16 protein-coding genes (1 of these 16 only partly in view) are annotated in these 16,087 nt (G+C 64.3%); 13 read left to right on the plus strand and 3 right to left on the minus strand.

What is annotated here, in order from left to right:
• Window positions 1–1,592 carry the 5' portion of an ATP-dependent chaperone ClpB gene (gene clpB, locus AiwAL_RS12615; protein WP_235705220.1) on the minus strand. Its footprint begins 991 nt before the window's first position, so the window shows 1,592 of its 2,583 coding nt (coding positions 1–1,592); its start codon is at window positions 1,590–1,592; its stop codon lies off the left edge, out of view.
• A gap of 111 nt (window positions 1,593–1,703) precedes the next feature.
• Here clpB and AiwAL_RS12620 point away from each other — a divergent pair, with 111 nt between their 5' ends.
• From AiwAL_RS12620 to AiwAL_RS12655, 8 genes are all read left to right on the plus strand, one after another.
• On the plus strand, window positions 1,704–2,459 hold the full coding sequence (locus AiwAL_RS12620) for an MOSC domain-containing protein (protein WP_262312796.1): 756 nt from the start codon (window positions 1,704–1,706) through the stop codon (window positions 2,457–2,459).
• Window positions 2,456–2,758: a hypothetical protein gene (locus AiwAL_RS12625; RefSeq protein WP_262312797.1), complete on the plus strand. Its 303-nt coding sequence runs from the start codon at window positions 2,456–2,458 to the stop codon at window positions 2,756–2,758. Before AiwAL_RS12620 ends, AiwAL_RS12625 begins: the two co-directional genes overlap by 4 nt.
• A 2-nt stretch (window positions 2,759–2,760) precedes the next feature.
• Window positions 2,761–3,969 (plus strand): phospholipase D-like domain-containing protein, encoded by a 1,209-nt coding sequence (locus AiwAL_RS12630; protein ID WP_262312798.1) that lies wholly within the window; start codon window positions 2,761–2,763, stop codon window positions 3,967–3,969.
• A gap of 9 nt (window positions 3,970–3,978) precedes the next feature.
• Entirely contained in the window at window positions 3,979–4,563 is a 585-nt protein-coding gene (gene pgsA / locus AiwAL_RS12635) for a CDP-diacylglycerol--glycerol-3-phosphate 3-phosphatidyltransferase (RefSeq protein ID WP_235705223.1), read from the plus strand.
• Between the two features lie 73 nt (window positions 4,564–4,636).
• Window positions 4,637–5,389 (plus strand): hypothetical protein, encoded by a 753-nt coding sequence (locus tag AiwAL_RS12640; protein WP_262312799.1) that lies wholly within the window; start codon window positions 4,637–4,639, stop codon window positions 5,387–5,389.
• 49 nt (window positions 5,390–5,438) lie between these two features.
• Window positions 5,439–5,690 carry a molybdopterin converting factor subunit 1 gene (moaD, locus tag AiwAL_RS12645; RefSeq protein WP_235705225.1) on the plus strand — a complete coding sequence of 84 codons (252 nt, stop codon included), beginning with the start codon at window positions 5,439–5,441 and terminating at the stop codon, window positions 5,688–5,690.
• 52 nt (window positions 5,691–5,742) lie between these two features.
• Window positions 5,743–6,210 (plus strand): molybdenum cofactor biosynthesis protein MoaE, encoded by a 468-nt coding sequence (locus AiwAL_RS12650; RefSeq protein WP_262312800.1) that lies wholly within the window; start codon window positions 5,743–5,745, stop codon window positions 6,208–6,210.
• A gap of 238 nt (window positions 6,211–6,448) precedes the next feature.
• A complete protein-coding gene (locus AiwAL_RS12655) occupies window positions 6,449–7,213 on the plus strand; it encodes a response regulator transcription factor (RefSeq protein WP_262312801.1) in 765 nt (254 codons plus the stop codon).
• 14 nt (window positions 7,214–7,227) lie between these two features.
• Here the strand turns inward: AiwAL_RS12655 and hpnH are convergent, their stop codons facing one another.
• Window positions 7,228–8,379, minus strand: a complete 1,152-nt coding sequence (gene hpnH / locus AiwAL_RS12660; protein ID WP_235705228.1) for an adenosyl-hopene transferase HpnH — start codon at window positions 8,377–8,379, stop codon at window positions 7,228–7,230.
• Window positions 8,380–8,466: 87 nt separating this feature from the next.
• Window positions 8,467–9,453 carry a 4-hydroxy-3-methylbut-2-enyl diphosphate reductase gene (ispH, locus tag AiwAL_RS12665; protein ID WP_235705252.1) on the minus strand — a complete coding sequence of 329 codons (987 nt, stop codon included), beginning with the start codon at window positions 9,451–9,453 and terminating at the stop codon, window positions 8,467–8,469.
• A gap of 403 nt (window positions 9,454–9,856) precedes the next feature.
• Here ispH and dxs point away from each other — a divergent pair, with 403 nt between their 5' ends.
• The 5 genes from dxs to hpnK all read left to right on the plus strand — a co-directional run bounded on the left by dxs (window position 9,857) and on the right by hpnK (window position 15,953).
• Window positions 9,857–11,800, plus strand: a complete 1,944-nt coding sequence (gene dxs / locus AiwAL_RS12670) for a 1-deoxy-D-xylulose-5-phosphate synthase (RefSeq protein ID WP_235705229.1) — start codon at window positions 9,857–9,859, stop codon at window positions 11,798–11,800.
• Window positions 11,801–11,817: 17 nt separating this feature from the next.
• Entirely contained in the window at window positions 11,818–12,441 is a 624-nt protein-coding gene (locus AiwAL_RS12675; RefSeq protein WP_262312802.1) for a phospholipid-binding protein MlaC, read from the plus strand.
• A 3-nt stretch (window positions 12,442–12,444) separates the two neighbouring features.
• On the plus strand, window positions 12,445–13,623 hold the full coding sequence (gene hpnI / locus AiwAL_RS12680; protein ID WP_235705231.1) for a bacteriohopanetetrol glucosamine biosynthesis glycosyltransferase HpnI: 1,179 nt from the start codon (window positions 12,445–12,447) through the stop codon (window positions 13,621–13,623).
• 10 nt (window positions 13,624–13,633) lie between these two features.
• Window positions 13,634–15,058 carry a hopanoid biosynthesis associated radical SAM protein HpnJ gene (gene hpnJ / locus AiwAL_RS12685; RefSeq protein ID WP_235705232.1) on the plus strand — a complete coding sequence of 475 codons (1,425 nt, stop codon included), beginning with the start codon at window positions 13,634–13,636 and terminating at the stop codon, window positions 15,056–15,058.
• 79 nt (window positions 15,059–15,137) lie between these two features.
• Entirely contained in the window at window positions 15,138–15,953 is an 816-nt protein-coding gene (hpnK, locus tag AiwAL_RS12690; RefSeq protein ID WP_235705233.1) for a hopanoid biosynthesis-associated protein HpnK, read from the plus strand.
• Window positions 15,954–16,087: the final 134 nt, after the last annotated feature.

Here is a 16,087-nt window from a genome sequence, read left to right on the forward strand (position 1 = left end):
TCCTCGGTGACGGCTTCGTTGACCAGATGCCCATCGCCCTGTCCGGCAGCAAGCTTGCGTTCGAGATCGGGAATGACGCCGTACATCAGCTCGGACGCACGGGCGAGATTGCCGGCCCGTTGGACCATTTCCATCTCGCCGCGCGCCTGATCGAGTTTTTCCTTGAGCTTCTGGGTCTCGGCCAGGCTGTCTTTCTCGGCTTTCCACGAGACACTCATCGCATCGGATTTCTCTTCGAGATCGGCCAATTCGACCTCAAGCCGCGTAAGCCGCTCCTTGGATGCCGCATCGCTTTCCTTGCGCAACGCCTCGCGCTCGATTTTGAGTTGCATCAGCCGCCGGTCGAGTTCGTCCAGCGCTTCCGGCTTGGAATCGACCTGCATGCGCAGGCGCGACGCCGCTTCATCAATGAGGTCGATCGCCTTGTCGGGCAGGAATCGGTCGGTGATGTAGCGGTTCGACAGCGTGGCCGCCGCGACCAGCGCCGCATCGGCGATCCGCACGCCGTGATGCAGCTCGTATTTCTCCTTGATCCCGCGCAGAATCGAAATCGTGTCCTCCACGCTCGGCTCATCGACGAACACCGGCTGGAACCGCCGCGCCAACGCCGCGTCCTTCTCGATGTATTTGCGATACTCATCGAGCGTGGTGGCGCCGACGCAGTGCAACGCGCCACGCGCCAGTTCCGGCTTGATCAGGTTGGACGCGTCCATCGCGCCATCCGCCCGGCCGGCACCAACCAGCGTATGCATCTCGTCGATGAACAGAATAATCTCGCCGTTCGCGGTCTCGATCTCCTTCAGCACGGCCTTCAGCCGTTCCTCGAACTCGCCCCGGAATTTTGCGCCGGCGACCAGCGCGCCCAGATCAAGCGCCATCAACCGCTTATTCTTCAATGCCTCAGGCACGTCGCCATTGACAATGCGCAGCGCCAAGCCTTCGACGATCGCGGTCTTGCCGACGCCGGGTTCGCCGATCAGCACCGGGTTGTTCTTGGTCCGTCGCGCCAGCACCTGGATCGCGCGGCGGATTTCCTCGTCGCGCCCGATCACCGGATCGAGTTTTTGCTCCCGCGCCGCTTCGGTCACGTCACGCGCATATTTTTTCAGCGCATCGAAATTCTGCTCTGCATTGGCGCTATCCACGGTGCGTCCCTTGCGGATATCAGCGACCGCGCGCTCCAGCGCCTGCGCCGAAGCCCCGGCCGATGCCAGCGCACGCCCAGCAGGCGTGCCACTCGCGGCAAGCGCCACCAGCACACGGTCCTGCGCGACATATTCATCCCCGGCCTTCCGCGCCATCGACTGCGCGGAATCGAGCACGCGCAGTAGATCCGGCGTGATCTGCGGCTGGCCCGCGCCCGATCCCTGCACCTTCGGCAGTTTCGCGACGGCGGCATCGGCGGCGAATTTCACCGCGCCCGGATCGCCGCCGGCGGCACGGATCAGCCCGGTCGCCGCCCCCTCCTGATCGTCGAGAAACGCCTTGAGCAGGTGCTCGGGCGTGATGAACTGGTGATAGTCCCTGACCGCGATGGTCTGCGCGGCCTGAACGAAGCCTCTGGCCCGTTCAGTGAATTTTTCAAAATCCATGATTCGATCCCTTTCATAGGCGACCCGGTCCCGTCATCCCTCAATAGGCAATGGCGCGACCTTGCTCCAGGCATTTGGTTCCTGCATTGATCGCACTCAAGAGGGGAAACCATGCGGATCGACTCGATCTATCGCTACCCGGTGAAGGGGCTGACGCCGGAAAACCTGGCGACGGCGCAATTGCGCCCCGGCCGCGCGATCGAATGGGACCGCGCCTTCGCGCTTGCCCAGGGCGATTGCGGCTTCGATGAATCGGCAGCCGCATGGCGTTCCAAGACCGAATTTCTGTGCCTCGCCCGCAATCCAGACGCGGCTTTGCTCGCGTCTCGGTTTGACGAGACCGCGCACCTGCTCACCCTGACCGCCCCGGATGGTGCGACGATCGACGCCTCGCCGTTCGAGCCGGAAGGCCGCACCGCGCTCGCCGCGTTCATTGCCACCGCCCTGCCTCGTGCCATGCGCGGCACGCCCCGCTTCGTCTATGCCGAGAACCATAGTTTCTGCGATAACAAAACCCAGGTGGTCAGCCTGATCGGGCTGCCCAGCCTGCGCGCGCTGGAAGAAGCCGCCGGCGCGCCGCGCCAACCCCTGCGGTTTCGCGCCAGCCTCTACCTTGCCGGCCTCGATCCCTGGGAAGAATTTACCTGGCTGAACCGCACCATCGCGATCGGCGGCACGAAATTGCGGGTGACCGCCCGCATCACCCGCTGCGCCGCAACCTGCGTCAATCCCGAAACCAGGTGGCGCGACGCCAATCCGGTGAAGGAGCTGATGACAAATTTCGGCCATGTGGATTGCGGCATCTATGCCACGGTGATCGAAGGCGGCCCGATCGCGCCGGGTGACGTCGTGCGACTCCTGTCATGACCGGCAATTCCAACCACGTGCTGCGCCCTGGCGAAACCTGCTGGTGCCTCGCCCATGCCAAGCGCATGGCGGTCATCATCGACGGCGCGGCCTATTTCCGCGCGCTGAAACAGGCGATCCTCGCGGCGCGCCACACGGTGCTGATGATCGGCTGGGATTTCCACACCGGCATCGAGCTGGAACGCGACGAAATCACCGAACCCGACGCGCCCAACACGCTGGGCGCATTCCTCTCCTTCGTGGTCAAGCGCAATCCTTCGCTGCACGTGCATGTGCTGCGCTGGGATCTCGCCTTCTGAAAATGCCGCTGCGCGGCACCACGCCGCTGGTGCTGCTCAACTGGATCACCTCGCGCAACATCCATTTCCGGCTCGACGCCAACCATCCCAGCGGCGGCTGCCACCATCAGAAAATCGTGGTGATCGACGACCGCCTCGCCTTCTGCGGCGGAATCGACAGCACGGTCGGCCGGTGGGACACCAAGGATCATATCGACAACGATCCGCATCGCGACGAACCGGATGGCAAGCGCCACGAGCCTTGGCACGATGTCACCACCGCGGTCGATGGCGAGGCCGCTCGCGCTCTCGGCGACCTCGCCCGGATGCGCTGGCACGCCGCCACCGGCAAAACCCTGACCGCGGCGCCGGGTGAAGCCGAAATCCCCTGGCCGTCCAGCCTCGAACCACGGTTTCGCGATGTCACGGTCGGAATCGCCCGCACCTGGCCGAAAACCGCCGAAATGGCCGAGACGCGCGAGATCGAGGCGCTCTACCTCGCCGCCATCGGCGCGGCACGGCGCAGCATTTATCTGGAAAGCCAGTATTTCGCCGCGCCGCGGATCGGTGCCACCATCGCGGCCGTCCTCGCCGAACCGGATGGCCCCGAAATCATCATCGTCAATCCCAAGCGCGCCTCCGGCTGGCTCGAAGAGGAAGCAATGGGCTCGGCCCGCGCCTTGCTGTTGCGCGACCTGCGCCGGCTCGACCATGGCGGACGGCTGCGCTTCGCCACGCCGGTCACCGAAGGCGGTGCGGATATCTACGTCCACGCCAAGGTGCTGGTGATCGACGATATCCTGCTCCGCGTCGGGTCCTCGAACATCAACAACCGCTCGATGGGCCTCGATACCGAATGCGACCTCGCGATCGAGGTGCCGCCGGACGGCCCCGACCGGCCGGAGATACGGGCCGCGATCCTGGATGTGCGCGACGCGCTGCTCGCCGAGCATCTCGGCACAACCATCGATACATTGCGCGCCGCGATCACGCGGACCGGCTCGCTGGTTGGCGCGTTCGATGCCCTCGCCCGCCCCAGTGGGCGCAGCCTCGTCCCGTTCGTGCCACCGCCGATCAACGACCTGGAAACACATATCGCCGAAAGCGGTGTGCTCGACCCGGACTGCCCCGAGGCGATGGAACCCAATTTTGTTCGCGCGCTGCGGCTGATCGGCGCGCCGCGACCGCGCCAACTCATCACCCGGCTTACCTATGGCGCGAAATCGGCCTAATCTTCCTCCATGTTGACCGATCTGCCGAACGTGCTGACCCTGTCGCGCATCGCCGCGATCCCGCTGCTGGTGCTGCTGGTCGCACTTCGCGCACCGCTCGCCGATCTCCTCGCCGCTTTGCTGTTCGCCCTCGCCGCAATCACCGACTGGCTCGACGGTCAGCTCGCCCGCTCCCGCCGGCAATTGTCCGATCTGGGCCGGATGCTCGACCCGATCGCCGACAAGCTCCTGGTCGGCGCCACCCTCATGGTCCTGGTCGGGTTTCACCGGCTGCCGCCCTTCGGCATCTATCCCGCCATCGTCATCATGCTGCGCGAAATCCTGGTCTCGGGCCTGCGCGAATATCTGGCGGGCATCCGCATCGGCCTGCCGGTCACCAAACTCGCGAAATGGAAAACCGCGACCCAGATGGTCTCTCTGGGGCTGCTGCTGCTGGGCGATTCCGGCGCGCGGGTGCTCGGCTTCGCCGGCTTCCCCGCCACGGCGGTGGGCGGCGCCCTGCTCTGGATCGCCGCTCTCCTCACCCTCGTCACCGGCTGGGATTATCTCACCGCCGGCCTGCGCCACGTGATCCAGCCCGATCTCGCACCCTGAACCGGACCCGGCTTGAGATAACCGGGCAATCCGGCGCATAACGGCACGACCGAACTCTGAAGGAACGAACCCGATGCGGCGCGGCGCGCGATCTGTCACCACACGGTCTCTTTGTCTCGCGGTCCCCGGCGCAATGGCGCTCCTGCTGTCCGGCTGCGCGGGTGTCGGCAATTATCTGGACAGCACGATCAATCCGTTCGGAGATCCGAACGCCCCGCAGGGCTATGCGCTCAACATGCAGCGGGCGCGCGGCAACGATGTCGCGGTGCAGCCGATCCGCCCGCAACCCGGCGATGTCTGGCCCGGCCCGGTGCGCCCGGTGCCGACGCTCAGCGAGATCCAGCAGCATATGAACGTGCCGCTCGGCCAGGAGTATCAGAACCAGTACGGCACCGGGTCCGGCAACGCTCCTGCGACCTATTCGGTGCCGCTTGGCGCGGTGCCGCGCCGCCTCGCGCCGGAGCATCGGCCGGGTGCCGCGGGCACGAATGCCGGCACCACCAAATTCGGCGGCTACGGCCATGCCGTGACCGGCAGTTCCACCCCGCCGCCAAGCAGCCAGACCGCGATGCCCAATGCGCCGGCGGCGGTAGCCGTCAAACCCACGCCCGCGCCCGCCATTTCCGCCGGCAAGGGATTCGCCGTGGGCGAGACGCTGATGAGCCCGGCCGGTCCGGCCGGCGTGGTGACCGGCGCCAGCAACGGCCGCTATCAGACCGTCGCCCCGATCAACGGCCAGGGCGGCGGCATTCTGATCCCCAACGGCAACGGCACGGCGACACTGATCCAGCCCGATGGGCAGGTGGTCACCGTCCAAGGTCAATAATTCGGGACCCATCGGTGACCGGCAACCATTCGATCCCCATATCCAGACCATGAAAATCCTCTATTTTGCCTGGTTGCGCGAGCGCATCGGCCATGCCGAGGAAGACATCACACCGCCCGCCGAGGTGACGACGATCGGCGCGCTGACCGACTATCTCGCGGCGCGCAGCCCGGCCCACGCGAAAGCCTTCGCCGACCGGCGCGCGATCAAGATCGCGCTCGACCAGCGTTTCGTCACGGACGGCGCGGCTTTGGGCACGGCGCGGGAAGTCGCCTATTTCCCGCCCTTCACCGGCGGATAGCCGCGATGACGTTCCGTCAATTGCGCCTATCTTTATTTGAGCGGTCAATCTCATGCCACGCATTTTGGTAACCACGGAAGATTTCGATGTGGGCGCCGAGCTTGCCCGGCTTGAATCCGGCGCCGGCGCGATTGCCAGCTTCGTGGGAGTCGTGCGCGGCGAATCGGATGGACGGGAACTGGCCGCGCTGACCCTCGAGCATTATCCGGGCATGACCGAAACCGCCCTCGCCGGCATCGCCGAGACGGCCATGACGCGCTGGCGGCTGACCGACTGTGTCATGATTCACCGGATCGGCCGGCTGGTGCCCGGTTCGCGCATCGTGCTCGCCGCCGCGTCCAGCGCCCATCGCGGCGACGCGCTTGAGGCTACCGCCTTCCTGATCGACTGGCTGAAAACCGACGCGCCGTTCTGGAAGCGCGAAGACTTCGCCGAAGGCGGCTCCGCCTGGGTCGAGGCGCGCACCGACGATCAGAAGGCCCGCGATCGCTGGCAAATCGGCGGCACGACAGCCGCCTGATCCGGCGCGATTCCCGCTCCCTCGAACCATAAATTCACCTCCTCGGAAACTATCGCGCTGCTGCGCCCCGCGCGGTGACACCGTCATCTGCTCATAATCCAATTGTCGAAAATATTATCCTATTCATTTCAAATTGTATTTGTCTTATTATTTCAACAATTTATATCAAATTAAAATTATTTTGTTGACGTAAGCTTCCTCTGGTTGTATTCATTGTTTGAAACAACTGGAGATTGTTATGAAAATACTATTTTTTGGAACGTATCTTGATAATAGAGACGTTCTGACTGCTTTTTTCAAATCCAAGCTGGCGGTCGCGGATGAAACGTCCGACCCGGAAGAAGCGCTCGATCTGGTCCGATTCTATGATTATGACGCGGTGGTATTACGCATCGCCGACAGCCGGCCGAACGAGGTTGACCTGATTCGCCGTCTGCGCATCGGTGGTCTGCGCTGTCCTATCATCGCGGTAGCTCATGCGCTCGCCGAACCGACAAGGCTAAGGGTTCTGGAAGCCGGAATCGATGATCTGATCGTCAGCGCGATGTCCCAGGACGAGATTTTCCTGCGCGTACAGAATCAGGTCCGGCGCAGCCGGGGCTTTCAGAGCCCGTCGCTCGTGATCGGTACTGTCGAAATCAATATGAACGCGAAAAAAATCTTCACGGCGGGCACCGAAGTGAGCCTCACGAAAAAAGAATATCAGATCGTCGAAATCCTCGCCCTGCGCAAAGGCTGCGTGCTGAGCAAGGAAGCCATCCTCGACCATCTCTATGGCGGGCTCGACGAACCCAACCCCAAGATCATCGATGTCTTCATCTGCAAGATCCGCAAGAAGCTCGCAGCTCTCGGTGCCGGGGAACTGATCGAGACCAATTGGGGCCGTGGCTACATGGTCGCCGAAAAACGCGCCATGCCCACCCCGGCGATCGAGCGGGCCGGAATCGAGGGTTCGGCCGGCCACCGGCCGGGTTCCGGCGCCCTGCTGCGCGTCGGAACCTGATCGAACGCGCCTGTCTATTCGGCGGCGCCGGCCGCCTGCGGCTTGGCGTGGATTTCCGCCATTTTCTGCTCGACGTGACGGGAGAACACGTATTCCGCCGGCCGTTGACCATCGAGCGGGATATCCTTCGCCATCGGCCCCTCGGTGCGGATGCCCTGGATTGCGAGCTTGGCCAGTTTCCACGGGCGCTTGACCGAATCGACGACGGCGGTGGCTTCGAACCCGGAATGGACCATGCAGTCGGCGCATTTCTCGTAGTTGCCGACGCCGTATTTGTCCCAATCCGTAGTGTCCATCAGTTCCTTGTAAGTCTTGGCATAGCCTTCACCGAGCAGATAGCAGGGCCGCTGCCAGCCGAACACGTTGCGCGTCGGATTGCCCCACGGGGTGCACTTATAGGTCTGGTTGCCGGCCAGGAAGTCGAGGAACAGCGGCGACTGGTTGAATTTCCACGTCTTGCCCTGCGCTTTCCGTTCCTTGCCGTAGCGGAAAATCGCCCGGAACAGCTCCTTGGTGCGCTGGCGATTGAGGAAATGCTCCTGGTCCGGCGCGCGCTCATAGGCATAGCCCGGCGAGGTCATCACGCCATCGACGCCGATCTCGTTCACGGTATCGAGGAAACCGGCGACCCGCGCGGGATCGGTCCCGTCGAACAGGGTGCAGTTGATCGAAACCCGGAACCCTTTGGCCTTGGCGAGCTTGATCGCCGCGACCGCCCGCTCATAAACCCCCTCCTGGCTCACCGCGCGGTCATGCATGTCGCGGTCGCCGTCAAGATGGATGTCCCAGCAGAAATTCTTGTGCGGCGTGTACTGGTCGATCTTCTTTTCCAGCAACAATGCGTTGGTGCAAAGATAGATGAACTTGCCGCGCGCCAGGATTTTCTCGACGATTTCCGGCATTTCCCTGTGCAGCAGCGGCTCGCCGCCCGCGATCGCAACGACCGGCGCGCCGCACTCGTCCACCGCCTCCAGCGCGTCGGCGACCGACAGGCGCTGGTTTAGGATCGGCGCCGGATAGTCGATCTTGCCGCAGCCGGAGCAGGCGAGATTGCAGCGGAACAGCGGCTCCAGCATCAGCACCAGCGGATAGCGCTTGCGTCCGGTCAGGTGCTGCTTGAGCACATAGGTTCCGACCTTGATCGCCTGGTTGAGCGGCACGCCCATGGAACACTCCTCGAATTACAAAGGCGCCTAATTAGATTACAGCATAATTAGGCAAATCGTCACGCGTCGATGACTCCGCCGTCGCGGTCACGCATCGATCACTTCGTTCGGCAGCTTGAACCGGACATCCTCCGGCGTGCCGGCGAGCATCTCGATCTCGATCGGCCCGAACCGCTTCAGCCCCTCCAGCACCCCGCGCACCAGCACTTCCGGCGCGGAAGCGCCGGCGGTGACGCCCACGGTCCTGATCCCCTCGAACCAGCTCGGGTCGAGATGGTCGGCGTCGTCGATCAGATAGGACGGCCGGCCGAGTTCCGCGCCGATCTCGCGCAGCCGGTTGGAATTGGAGGAATTCCGGCTACCCACCACGAGGATGAGCTCGACCTGTTCGGCGAGATGATGCACCGCCTCCTGGCGGTTCTGGGTAGCATAGCAGATATCGCGCACATCGGGACCGATGATCGAGGGAAACCGCGCCTGAAGGGCGGCGATGATCCCGCGCGTGTCGTCGACCGACAGGGTCGTCTGGGTGATGTAGGCGAGCCGGTCCGGGTTCTCCACCGCGAGAGCGGCGACATCCTCGACCGTCTGAACCAGATAGACCCTGCCGTCGATCTGGCCGATCGTCCCCTCGACTTCCGCATGGCCGGCATGTCCGATCAGAATGATTTCCCGGCCCTGCCCGGCATAGCGCCGTCCCTCGGAATGCACCTTGGCGACCAGCGGACAGGTCGCGTCGATCACCGGCAAGGCCCGGTTCGCCGCCGCCTGCTGCACCTTGCGGGCGACGCCGTGAGCGGAAAACACGGTGATCGCGCCGTCAGGCACCTCGCTGACCTCATCGACGAACACCGCCCCGCGAGACCGCAGATCCTCGACCACGTGGCGGTTGTGGACGATCTCGTGACGTACATAGATCGGCGGGCCGAACTTCACCAGGGCGCGTTCGACAATCTCGATCGCGCGTTCGACGCCGGCGCAGAACCCGCGCGGCTGGGCGAGAATCACCTTCATCGCGGACGCGGTCCCGACCGGGGGCGCGGCTTGCACCGTCTCGGTCTGGATGAGAGACATATCCATCGTGCCGTCGCCCTTTCGTGTTCGGGGTGAACGCCGGGAGCGGGACGTTCTCGAGCCCCGATTTCATTTCAAGGGACCTGAAATAGGTCATCGGGCATCGGTTCCGCAAGAGCCGCCATCGCCGGACCGCATTGCGCGCCCCTTACCGGGCGGCAATGTTGCGAATTTGCCATGCTCTCTTGCCAAACCGGTCCGCCGGTTTCATTTCCCGCCGGTTGCGCGTATGTCTGCAGTGTCGAGACTCGGCTCTTCCTTGACCGGAATCATCGGCGGGTGGCACGCTTGGACGCAGCACCCGCCGCGTACCAGCAAGGATGTTCGTTACGGATATGAGGATCAGCATGACCGCAGATAGAATTGGCGACCGGCAGGAACCCAGTGCCGGGGTAGGGCGCTGATGCCCCCGCGCACCCCGCTGCTCGACCGGGTAAGGACGCCGTCCGACCTGCGCAACCTCTCGACCGATCAGCTCAGGCAGCTCGCCGATGAGCTCCGTGCCGAGACGATCGATACGGTCTCGGTCACCGGCGGCCATCTGGGCGCCTCGCTCGGGGTGGTCGAACTGACCGTCGCCGTCCATGCCGTGTTCGACACCCCGCATGACCGGCTGATCTGGGATGTCGGCCATCAGACCTATCCGCATAAAATCCTGACCGGCCGGCGCGACCGCATCCGCACGCTGCGCCAGCCGGGCGGCCTGTCCGGCTTCACCCGCCGTTCGGAAAGCGAATACGACCCGTTCGGCGCCGCCCATTCCTCGACCTCGATTTCCGCCGGGCTCGGCATGGCGGTCGCGCGCGACCTCAAGGGCGAGACACCGAAGCGCAACGTCATCGCGGTGATCGGCGACGGCGCGATGAGCGCCGGCATGGCCTACGAGGCGATGAACAATGCCGGCGCCGGCAAATCCCGCCTGATCGTCGTGCTGAACGACAACGACATGTCGATCGCCCCGCCGGTCGGCGCGATGAGCGCCTATCTCTCGCGGCTGATCTCCTCGCGCAGCTTCCTGAGCTTGCGCGATTTCGCGGCGCGGATGGCCAAGCGTTTCCCACGCACGATCGAACGCACCGCCAAGCGCGCCGAGGAATATGCCCGCGGCATCCTGACCGGCGGCACGCTGTTCGAGGAGCTGGGCTTTTACTATGTCGGCCCGATCGACGGCCACAACCTCGACCACCTCCTCCCAGTCCTGCGCAATCTGCGCGACGCCGACGGCGAGGAGCCGATTCTGCTCCATGTCGTCACCCAGAAGGGCAAGGGCTATGAGCCGGCCGAAGCCTCCGCCGACAAATATCACGGCGTCTCCAAGTTCAACGTGGTCACCGGCGAGCAAGCCAAGGCGCCGCCCGGTCCGCCCTCCTACACCAAGGTGTTCGCCAATGCCCTGATCGCCGAGGCCGAGGCCGATCCGCGCATCGTCGCGGTCACCGCGGCGATGCCGAGCGGCACCGGACTCGACGCGTTCGGCAAGAAATTCCCGAGCCGGACCTTCGACGTGGGCATCGCCGAGCAGCACGCGGTCACCTTCGCCGCCGGCATGGCGACCGAGGGCATGGCACCGTTCTGCGCGATCTATTCCACCTTCCTGCAGCGCGCCTACGACCAGGTGGTGCATGACGTGGCGATCCAGTCGCTCCCCGTGCGGTTCGCGTTGGACCGCGCCGGGCTGGTCGGCGCCGATGGCGCCACCCATGCCGGCGCCTACGACCTCGCCTATCTCGGCTGCCTGCCGGGCATGGTGGTGATGGCGCCGTCCGACGAGGTGGAGCTGATGCATTGCGTCGCCACCGCCGCCACGATCGGCGACCGGCCCTCCGCATTCCGCTATCCGCGCGGCGAGGGAATCGGGCTCGACCTGCCGGCGCGCGGCACGCCGTGGGAGATCGGCACCGGGCGGATGATCCGCGAGGGCAGCCGGATCGCGATCCTCGCCCTCGGTCCGCGCCTGCACGACGCGCTGAAAGCCGCGGACGAACTCGCCGCGCGCGGCTTTCCCACCAGCGTCGCCGATGCCCGCTTCATGAAGCCGCTCGATACCGGCCTGATCGGCCAGCTCGCCCGCCACCACGAGGTTCTGATCACCATCGAGGACGGTGCGTCCGGCGGGTTCGGCGCGGCCGTCGCCCACCATCTCGCCTGGACCGGCGCTTTCGATCATGGACTCCGCTTCCGCCCGATGACCTTGCCGGACCGCTTCATCGACCACAACACGCCCGCCGGCCAGTTGATCGACGCGGGATTGACCGCCAAGGACATCGTCGCCCACGCGCTCGCCGCACTCGGCCATGCCGAAACTTCCGAAAAAGACCCGGTGGCGGTCGCAATTCCGGCACAATGATCCCAGTATCTGGGGTCATGAAACGCCGCATTCTCCTCGCAGCGCCGCTCGCCGCGGTGCTGCCGTTCGCCGTTCCGGCTGCACGCGCCGCTGCACCCGAAACGCAACCGATCGAGGCTCTGGACAACGCGCTGATCGCCTTGATGAAGGCCGGTAGCGCCCGTCAGAGCTTTGCCGCGCGCTACGCCGCGCTCAAGCCGGTGGTCGAGCAGAGCTTCGATCTCGCCGAGATCCTGCAATTCTCCGTCGGCCTGCTCTGGTCGCAGGTTCCCGCGGCAGAGCAGCAGGAACTCGGCAAATTGTTCCGTCAATATACGGTGGCGAGCTACGTCCATAGCTTCGATTCCTATGACGGCCAGCGCTTCGACATTCTGCCCGGCGCCCGCAAGGTCGGCGCCCGCCGGGTGGTTGCGACCGATCTGGTCTCGAAATCCGGCAAGAAGACCCGCCTCGCCTATGTCATGACCGATGCCGGCGGCGCCTGGAAAATTACCGATGTGCTGTTCGACGGTACGATCAGCAAGGTCGCGACCCAGCGATCCGATTTCAGCGGGCTGGTCGCCCCCGGCAACGCCACGCAACTGATCGACGCGCTGAAGAAGAAAGTCGCGACCCTTTCGAACGGTGCGATAAAGGACTGAGTGATGGTTGCGGTCCTGTCCGCGTTCGCGGAGGCGCTCTGCATCGCGGGCCTGGCCCAGCAGGCGATCGGCTCCTTGCTGGTCCGACCGCAGCGCCGAGCGCCCGCACCGGGCACATCGTTGCCGCCGGTCTCGATTCTCAAGCCGCTGCACGGGGCGGAACCTTTGCTGGAGACCGCGCTGGAATCGTTTTTCCTGCTCGACCACACGAAATTTCAGCTCATTTTCGGCACGGACGATCCGGCAGATCCGGCGCTCGGCATCGTCGAGAAACTCCGCCGCCGCTATCCGCGCACCGATATCGCCGTGGTCGCCGGCCCGACGCCGCCGGGACGCAACCGCAAGGTCGCCAACCTGATCAACATGCTGCCTTCCGCCCGGCACGAGTTGCTGGTGATATCGGATGCGGACATGCATGTTCCGCCGGATTTTCTCGCCTCGGTGCTCAGCGCGCTGACCCAGCAAGGCGCCGGACTCGCGACCAGTTTCTATACCGGCCTGCCCGCTTCGGCCGATCTCCCCGCCCGGCTCGGCGCCATGCAGATCAACCATCTGTTTTTACCGGGTGCGGCGCTCGCCCGCCGCTTCGGCCGGCAGGACTGCCTGGGTGCCACGATGGCACTGTCGCGCGCCACGCTCGAGCGGGTCGGCGGGTTGGAAGCGCTGCTCGACCATCTCGCCGACGACAACGTGCTTGGCCGCAAGGTACGCGACGCCGGATCGGCGGTAGTGCTGGCACCGGTGATTCCGGCGACCACGGTGACCGAAACCGACTTCCGCGCACTGATCCGCCACGAATTGCGCTGGGCGCGCACGATCCGAGCCCTGGTTCCCGGCGCCTATTGGGGGCTGGTGATCCAGTTCCCGCTGTTCTGGGCGGCGATGGCACTTCTGCTCACCGGATTCGCGCCCTGGGCCTGGATTGCGCTCGGCTTTGCCGCGATGATCCGCTACGCGATCGCGCGCCGCCTGGAACGCCGGCTCGGCATCAATAGCGCCGGCCCGGCGGCGCCGGGCCTTGCCAAGACCGCCGCGCCGTGGCTTTTCCTCTTGCGCGATGGTCTGTCGGCGGCCATTTTCCTGGCCAGTTTCTGGAGCGATACGGTCGAATGGCGCGGCCATGTTCTGCGCGCCGATGGCGGCAGCGCTACGACCAAGCGGTTGACCAAGCGGACGAGTTAGGATCGATGCGATGATGAAGACCCTGTTCCTGCAACCCCCGTCCTTCGACGGGTTCGATGGCGGCGCCGGCTCGCGCTATCAGGCGAAGCGGGAAATCCGCTCGTTCTGGTTCCCGACCTGGCTCGCTCAGCCGGCTGCGCTGATCCCAGGCTCGAAACTGATCGACGCGCCGCCCGCCGGCCTCGCCATGGCCGATGTGCTTCCCCATGCGCGCGAAGCCGAGCTGGTCATCATCCACACCTCCACCCCGTCCTTCGCCAATGACGTGAAGGTCGCGGAACGGATCAAGGCCGAGAATCCTGGCGTGAAAATCGGCTTCATCGGCGCCAAGGTCGCGGTGCAGGCGCAGGAAAGCCTGGAACGCGCGGCGCCGGTCGATTTCGTCGCCCGCAACGAATTCGATTTCACCATCAAGGAAATCGCCGAAGGCCGCGACTTCGCCGAGGTGGACGGGATTTCCTATCGCGATGGCGCCGGCGCCATCGTCCACAACAAGGATCGCACCATCCTCGAAGATATGGACAGCCTGCCCTTCGTCACCGATGTCTATAAGCGCGACCTGAAAATCGAGGACTATTTCATCGGCTACCTGATGCACCCCTATGTCTCGCTCTATACCGGGCGGGGCTGCAAATCGCGCTGCACCTTCTGCCTATGGCCGCAGACCGTCGGCGGACATCGCTACCGCACCCGCTCGGTCGAGCACGTCATCGCCGAGGTCAGACAGATCAAAGCCGATTTCCCGCAGATGCGCGAGCTGTTCTTCGATGACGACACCTTCACCGACAATCTGCCGCGCGCCGAGGCGATCGCCCGCGAGCTCGGCAAGCTCGGCGTCACCTGGTCGTGCAACGCCAAGGCCAACGTGCCGCGCGACACGCTGAAAATCCTGCGCGACAACGGGCTGCGCCTGCTTCTGGTCGGCTACGAGAGCGGCAACCAGCAGATCCTGCACAACATCAAGAAAGGCATGCGAATCGAGGTCGCCAAGAAGTTCACCAGGGATTGCCACGATCTCGGCATCAAGATCCACGGCACCTTCATCCTCGGCCTGCCCGGCGAAACCCAGGAGACCATCCGCGAGACGATCGAGTTCGCCAAGGAGATCAACCCACACACCATTCAGGTCTCGCTCGCGGCACCCTATCCGGGCACCTTCCTCTACGATCAGGCGGTGGAGAATGGCTGGCTCGATATCGCCAATGCCGAACTGATCGACGATCACGGCATCCAGATCGCGCCGCTGCATTACCCGCATCTGACCCATACCGAGATTTTCGACAGCGTTGAGACCTTCTACAAGAAATTCTATTTCCGCGCGCCGAAAATCGCCGCCATCGTCAACGAAATGATCCGCAGCCCGCAGATGATGAAGCGCCGGCTGCGCGAGGGCGTCGAATTCTTCCAGTTCCTGCGCGAGCGGCACGCTGCCTAGAGCAATATGGTGTTTGATGGAATCGCGGAGCGGTCCAGCAAAGCCATGAAATTGCTCGTCAAACAAAAAGCAGAGTGTGATGAGTCTAAACTCATCACACTCTGAGCTGATATTTTCGGCCGACGATTTCGGCCTGAGCGAAAGCGTCAACGAAGCGGTCGAGATCGCCCATCGCGACGGGGTGCTGACCCAGGCGAGCCTGATGGTCGCGGGGCCGGCGGCGGCGGATGCCGTCGCCCGTGCCAAACGTCTGCCGGACCTCAAGGTCGGGCTGCACCTGGTGCTGGTCGATGGCGATTCGGTGCTCGGCCATCGGGCTCTGCCACATATCACCACCCCGGACGGCCGCTTCGGCGCCGATCAGGTCGCGCGCGGTTTCCGCTACTTTTTCTCACCGGCGGCACGCCGGGAACTCGAGCTGGAAATCCGCGCCCAGTTCGAAGCCTTTCGCGCGACCGGGCTTGCGCTGCATCACGCCGATTCCCACAAGCACATGCATCTGCATCCCACGGTTGCGAAACTGATGATCGGGACCGGACGCGCATTCGGGCTCAGCCGCATCCGGGTGCCCGCCGAGCCGCCCGCGGTCCTCGCCGCCTGCGGCGAGCGTCCGGGCCTTGGCTCCCACGCTTTGTATCGGTGGTCGTCGGTGCTGCGCCGCCAGGTGCTACAAGCCGGGCTCGCCAGCGCCGATCACGTGTTCGGGATAAAATGGTCGGGCCGGATGACCGGCGCAAAACTCCGCACCTTGCTGGTCCATCTGCCCGAGGGCACCAGCGAGATCTATTTTCACCCGGCAACCCGTCATGACGACGGATTGGAGCGGCTGATGCCCGGCTACCGGCATGAGGAAGAGCTGGATACCCTGCTCGCCCTGCGGGTGGAGCATTTTTGAAACCTGAAGTGTTGCAGCGAGATTTCGATACGACGATGCGACGAAGTTTAACTTGTTGACATCTTTAAGTTGCATTATGGGGTGATCGCACAATTCCGGTCTGCGCGTTGACCGGATTTTAACGATCGTTCGGT

The sequence above is a fragment of the Acidiphilium sp. AL genome, from assembly GCF_025499445.1.
Taxonomy (GTDB): domain Bacteria; phylum Pseudomonadota; class Alphaproteobacteria; order Acetobacterales; family Acetobacteraceae; genus Acidiphilium; species Acidiphilium iwatense.